We start from the raw sequence: 3,384 nt of genomic DNA, 5'->3' as shown, positions 1-3,384 counted from the left end.
GATCATCAGGGCATGATGATCCGGCAGGTTTAATATTGTCCATTACAGGCTTTGATGCAGAGACGGTATCGTCAGGCGACCGGAAACTCCCCGCGATAGCGCCTTGGCAACATCGCAGACAGAGTAACGCCGCGAATAAACAGGAACATATTCAGCGCCAGCCACAGGCTGTGATTACCCAGCCAGTCACGGGTACCATAGAGCACACCGAAAAACACAAACAGCGACAGGAACATCATATTGCGCATGTCTTTCGACCAGGATGCGCCGATAAAAATACTGTCCATCTGGAAAGCATAAAGACCGGTGAGTGCAGTGAGTGACACCCAAGGCAGATAATAAACCGCCATCATGCGGACATCCGGCTCCGTTGTCAGAATATTGACCAGACGATCGCCGAAAGCGAGGAAGATCAGCCCCATGACAAAAGCCATGACCATGCCCCAGAAGAAGGTCAGCTGAATCGAGCGCCGGAAGGCCGGACTGTAACGCGCACCGACTGCCCGCCCTGCCAGCTGTTCGGCAGCAATCGTTACCCCTTCCAGAAAGAAGCCGACAACGAGATAGAAATTCATCAGCACCGCATTGGCCGCCAGAGTGATTGTGCCCATTTCATTGCCGACGCGGGCAAAGAATACATAGGTCGACATCAGCAACAGCGAGCGGATCATAATATCGCGGCTGATAACGATCATGCGCCACATACCGGCTTTGTCGAACAAACGGTTGACATCCAGCTTGCGCAAAGCGCCGCCGCGCCAGATCAGCACTGTCATACCTGTAATGGCTGCCACGGTTTCGCCGGTGACTGTCGCCCATGCAACGCCGGAAACCTCCCAGCCCAGCCCCAAACCCAGAACCAGCGCCAGAATAATATTGATACCATTGAGCAGGAATTGCAGCGCAAGGCCGAACAGCCCCTTCCCGCGCCCGAGCAGCAGACCCAGCACCGAGAAATTGACCAGCGCCATTGGTGCCGAGAGCATACGGATCGACACATATTCGTTCAATGCTTTGGCCGTATCGGATGTAGGCTTGAGAATATCATTGGCCGCATAGAGTGTGAGCGGCAAAAGCGCGATCATCAGCAAACCGGCAACCAGCGCCACAATAATTGCGCGCCAGAACACCATAATTTCTTCCGAACGGTCACCGCGACCCATGGCCTGTGCAACAAGCCCTGTCGTGCCGGAACGCAAAAAACCGAAAATGGAAAACAGACAATCAAAGACCAGAGCGCCCATGGCCAGACCGCCGAGCATACCGGCATTGCCAAGCTGCCCGATCACACCTGTATCCACCAGCCCGAGCAAAGGCGTGGTCATACCGGCGAATGTCATAGGAATAGCGATCGTCAGCACCATGCGGTGCGTGACATTGAACGGGCGAACGAGAGACGTTTCGAGCGCGTCATTATCTGGCTTGAACATAGAGCGGTTCCACTTAAAGCGGCCTCAAGGAACCGCTCTATTTGGGTATTAACGCATTGTCCGGCGCAAAACCGGCTTCCACTGTTACTGGAAATGCTTAGATACCACACGAATACTGTCAGCGAATAAAAAGATCCTGCTGTCAGCCGTGCGTGCTCCTCACCTGAAGATAGTAAGTGCAGATAGTTTTTCCGGTCAGCGCAGAAGATCTTGTACTGTCATATCCTGTTTTCCTGTCATGGTCAGCCGGTTTCTGCATCAGGACAGCAATTTGTCGCGGCCGCTTGTCATTGCAATTTACGGCAGATCAACACCGTAGAGCATCGCCCAATAAAGATAATGCGGCTTGTCTGCCCGCGCCGCATAGGCAAGGCCATAGCGGGTAAAGATCGGATCAAGCAGATTTTTACGATGACCGGCAGAATTCAGCCAGGCATTCAGTGCGTCCGGCACGTCTTTTTGGCCGGATGCAACATTCTCCGCAGCAGGGCCGCGGATACCGGCCTGTTTCAGCCTGCCGCCAAAACTGTTTCCCCAACCGATGCTGTGACCGATTTTGCCGTGCTTTGCCATTAACCGCGCCTGATGCAGTGCAGCCTTTTCAAGCTTTGCTTCCGGCATCATCGGCGGCGCACCATATTGGCGGCGCACTTTATTCACCATAGCCGCCACGTCCTCTTCTGCAAAAGCATCAGAGAGCGGCAGGATGGCAGGGCTCAGCAACAAAGCACCACCGGTAACCAGTAACCGGCGGCGTGAAATCAGCGCAGAAGGCAGCAATGTATCAGTCATCGAAAACCATAAATAAAAAGAAGGATTTTTCAGATGTATTCCCGAAGCCGCTACACGCCTTCAGAATGCATTTTATTTCCTGTAATTGATAATTCTGAGCAAAATAAAGGCAGGGATCACAACTGCCGCGCCCAGCAGCAGATAATCAGCAAAACGTGACAAGGCCGAGAAACCCATATTCCAGATTCTTACGAAGAAATCGCGGATATTCCAGAGAATATCATAAGGTGTCCAGTTAAAGGCATGCATCACAACGCCGACAATCAGTGACACCAGTATCAGTTTAACGATGACACGACCCGGTGTATCGCCCAGAAAGCGGGTAGCACGGTCAGACATAGAAGCACTCCTTTGTTGAGACCAACAAATAAGCGCGAATATCTGAAGAGACAAGCCTTCCCTGCGCCGGATATTTACCGGCTCTATTTCAAGCTCAGGTTTCAGCGGCTGTTTTTATAGGTACGCGGCAGGCTCTGGCTCTGACGCAGGAAAGAACGGTTCATACTGCGCGTGTCTGTGAAGCCGCTGGCGACAGCCACTTCCAGCAGAGATGCATTTCCGCTCATCAGCAATTCCTTGGCGCGTTGCACCCGCAATTCCTCGCGCACCTGAAAGGCCGTTTTGCCCAATCCCAACCGGAACCCGCGCTCCATCTGGCGGGTGGAAATCCCAAGACGGCGCGCTACTTCAGCCATTGCCAGCGGATCTTCCAGCGTTTCTTCAAAAATACGGATTGCCTTGCGGATCATCGGTGAACGTACGCCGTTGAAACTCAGCGCAGGTTGCTCCGATGTCAGCAACTCATAAGGAAACATCAGGATGGAGGCGCTTTTACGTGCCAGCTCCTCAGAGATTTCCGCCTGAATGATGGAGAGCGCCAGTGAAGCAGCGCCCAAACCACCCGCGCAGGTAAAATGCCGGCCACTGCGATGGAACAGACTAGTTGTATCCGCCGTGAACCCGTCAAATAATTGCAGGAAATCGTCTTTATGAAACCAGTTCACGCAGCAATTGCGATCTTCCAGCAATCCGGCTTCAGCCACAATGAAGGCGGCGGTGCACAGGCCGATGACATTTTTCTTCTGACGGTCGGCGCGTTTCAGCACTTCAATCAGCGTATTTTGCCCCGGCCGGTAATGGGGAAGAACGCCGCCGACAACAA

Annotated in this window: 4 protein-coding genes; all 4 read right to left on the bottom strand. The window is 53.2% G+C overall.

What is annotated here, in order from left to right; genetic code table 11:
• Positions 1-71: 71 nt before the first annotated feature.
• Positions 72-1,430, bottom strand: coding sequence for an MATE family efflux transporter (locus tag A918_RS0111060; RefSeq protein WP_022711127.1), 1,359 nt, complete (start codon positions 1,428-1,430; stop codon positions 72-74).
• 297 nt (positions 1,431-1,727) lie between these two features.
• Entirely contained in the window at positions 1,728-2,222 is a 495-nt protein-coding gene (locus A918_RS0111055; RefSeq protein ID WP_022711126.1) for a CAP domain-containing protein, read from the bottom strand.
• 72 nt (positions 2,223-2,294) lie between these two features.
• Positions 2,295-2,561 carry a DUF6460 domain-containing protein gene (locus tag A918_RS0111050; protein ID WP_022711125.1) on the bottom strand — a complete coding sequence of 89 codons (267 nt, stop codon included), beginning with the start codon at positions 2,559-2,561 and terminating at the stop codon, positions 2,295-2,297.
• A gap of 101 nt (positions 2,562-2,662) precedes the next feature.
• Positions 2,663-3,384: GlxA family transcriptional regulator (locus tag A918_RS0111045; protein ID WP_022711124.1), on the bottom strand; the 722-nt coding region annotated here is incomplete at its 5' end.

The sequence above is a fragment of the Pseudochrobactrum sp. AO18b genome (genome assembly GCF_000409565.1).
In the GTDB taxonomy this organism is placed as follows: domain Bacteria; phylum Pseudomonadota; class Alphaproteobacteria; order Rhizobiales; family Rhizobiaceae; genus Pseudochrobactrum; species Pseudochrobactrum saccharolyticum.
Note: the sequence above shows the minus strand (reverse complement) of the source record. Positions and strands in the feature narration are given on the sequence as shown.